This is a genomic window from Mesorhizobium sp. M2C.T.Ca.TU.002.02.1.1 (genome assembly GCF_003997225.1).
In genome coordinates, this window is record NZ_RZTO01000846.1 from 1 (window position 1) to 2,576 (window position 2,576).

General features: G+C 51.9%; 1 protein-coding gene and 1 pseudogene. Both read right to left on the minus strand.

Annotated elements, in window-relative coordinates:
• Window positions 1-102 precede the first annotated feature (102 nt).
• Window positions 103-1,848, minus strand: coding sequence for a hypothetical protein (locus EOD07_RS30315; RefSeq protein ID WP_127237931.1), 1,746 nt, complete (start codon window positions 1,846-1,848; stop codon window positions 103-105).
• Window positions 1,841-2,576: pseudogene (locus EOD07_RS30320) on the minus strand (carbamoyl phosphate synthase large subunit); the annotation flags it as partial. The gene EOD07_RS30315 and the pseudogene EOD07_RS30320, both read right to left, overlap by 8 nt.

The window sequence follows — 2,576 nt, forward strand, 5'->3', positions numbered from 1 at the left end:
AACTGACACGAGACAAAGGATACAACGGCCACCACCATAACAGGGCGCGCCTTTTAATCATGTGCGAGACTTACGGCCATCGCTGACTTGGAAACGTCAAATTTAAGTTAAGCGATTGGTAAGATGAGAAGGTAGCCACCCGACCACGATTAGAGAGTCTTCTGGTTCCCATAAAAAGTAAACTCTCAAGCAGTACCGCTCGTCTCGAGAATTTCCTTTCTGGATGTGGCCATGCAGAAAAAGCTTTCTATCACGCCATTTTATGAAATACTCTTCGCCGAATTCTTTAGCTCTTTCTTCGCTGATAGATCCACTCATATCTAGGTGCTTGTGCGAAATGACTTCTTCAAATTCTTCCCTCCTCATCTCGCCTAGGCAAACTTTCCTATATTCTCCGGCTAGAAGAGAAAGTGTTTCACAGACGACGCCAACATCTTCATAAATGGCGCTTTTGAGGGCTTTTTTTGCTCTCGGATGCAGAACTAGTTTACCCGAAAAATTCTCCTCTACCCACGCCGAAATTTCGTCATACGAAGTGGGTCGACTACCTGTTTCCAATTGTTCGCCGGCCTGGGATAATCTGCTCTCCAGCGCTTCTACCCTAGTGCGAATGGCATAAAGCTGTGCTCGATAGTTGTCCCTCTCTGCCTCAATTTCTTTTCTTAGCTCCTCCTCCTGAAGAGCCATCGACATCGCCGACTCCGATTGCGATTCTGCCGCCATTCTGGCTTCTATTTCAGCCCGCAAGACATCATCATTCGATGATTTTTTCTCGTTCAAAGCGCTTAATCGCGCCTTTGTTGCTGCTAATCGTACATCCACGAAACTGGGTACAGCCTGAGCAAGCTTGTCACGCTCAATAGATATTCGAAAACAATCTCGCCTTATGGCTTCCTCAACTCCTCTTCGTATGACAATAGGAACTTTGTCGATCTGCCTCTTTAGTATCAATGTATGACGAGTTGGCTGATCTTCTTCCGAGAAATTTGGCCTGTAAATTCTTACTCCGCGATCAAATACGGACAATTCTTTACCAACCAAAGACGAAAGATGAAAAGACGCGGATGGGTTGATTGCTGCGACATGTGCGGCTCCGCTTAAACTGTATGCAAGTCCGGCGTAATTCACTAAAGCATCAAAATTATCATCGCACGAGACAACAACAGCATTTCTCCATCTTTTCTTATTGCTTATCAGATCGTATAGAAATTCTGCGTCTGATGCACTCTGAATAATCATAGGTCTTTGAGATAGCCTATACCCGTAGTCGCTGTAGGAAAAGTTATTTACGAGGTTACGAAGTACTCTCGGAACGCTATTGTTGAATTCAAAGTCGTAATTTCTAGAAAAGCAATTGAGCCTAAATCCAATCAGTATTTCTTTAGTTGATTTTCCGGCGCTAAGTTCAACGCTCCAAGAGCGTCCTGGAACTTCGTCGTCAGGCTCCGACAATCGTATTGCCCAGATGATTCCAAATTCGGTCTGCAGAGTTTCAATTGAAAGAGAACCCTCGGGGCTCTCATACTGATCCTTGGCCAATATATCGCTTGGAAGGCTACCTATCTTTTGTGAAATATACGATAAGGCTAGCCCTTTTACCTCCAGAAAGCGATCTTCTAGATTAGTGCCAATTGAGATACTGCCGCTTGAAGCTAATACCAAGCGGGACCGTGTCGGCTGGACGTTCGTTAGCATTCTCCCCCCCGATTCGCCACAACGCGAGAAATATAAGGTGTGAATGCGGGGTATAGTAGTTAAATTGAAGCGGAAAAATTTGTACAAAAAATCTCCGAGCAGGTTGGCGTCGCCAGAGGATACCGGCTCCTCTGGCGCGCCCGCCTCACCCAAAATACTCCTGCAGCGGCCGCACTTCGAGGTTCCCCGCCCGCAGCGCCGCAATCGCCTCCGCCACCGCCGCAGCGCCCGAGAGTGTCGTGTAATATGGCACCTTCTGCATCAGCGTTGCCCGGCGCAGCGACTTCGAGTCCGACACCGCTTTCTGGCCGTCGGTGGTGTTGAAGACGATCTGGACCTGGCGGTTGCGGATGGCGTCCTCGATGTGGGGGCGGCCTTCCAGCACCTTGTTGATCTTTTCGGCGACCACGCCGTTCTCGGCGAGGAAGCGGGCGGTGCCGGAGGTGGCCAGCACCTTGAAGCCCTGGCCGGCGAGGCGTTTCACCGCCGGCAGGATGCCCTTCTTGTCCTCGTCGCGCACCGAGACGAACAGCGTGCCCGCGCGAGGGAGATCAACGCCTGCTCCGAGCTGGCTCTTGGCGAAGGCCAGCGCGAAATCGCGATCCAGGCCCATGACCTCGCCGGTCGAGCGCATTTCCGGCCCGAGCAGGATGTCGACGCCGGGGAAGCGGGCGAAGGGGAAGACGGCTTCCTTGACCGCGATGTGGCCGGGATTGCGCGGGTCGGGCATGGCGCCGTAGTGCGCGAAGGCGTTTTCCAGCGTCTCGCCGGCCATGATGCGCGCCGCGATCTTGGCGATCGGGCGCCCGATGGTCTTGGCGACGAAGGGCACGGTGCGTGAGGCGCGGGGGTTGACCTCCAGCACATAGACCGTGCCGTCC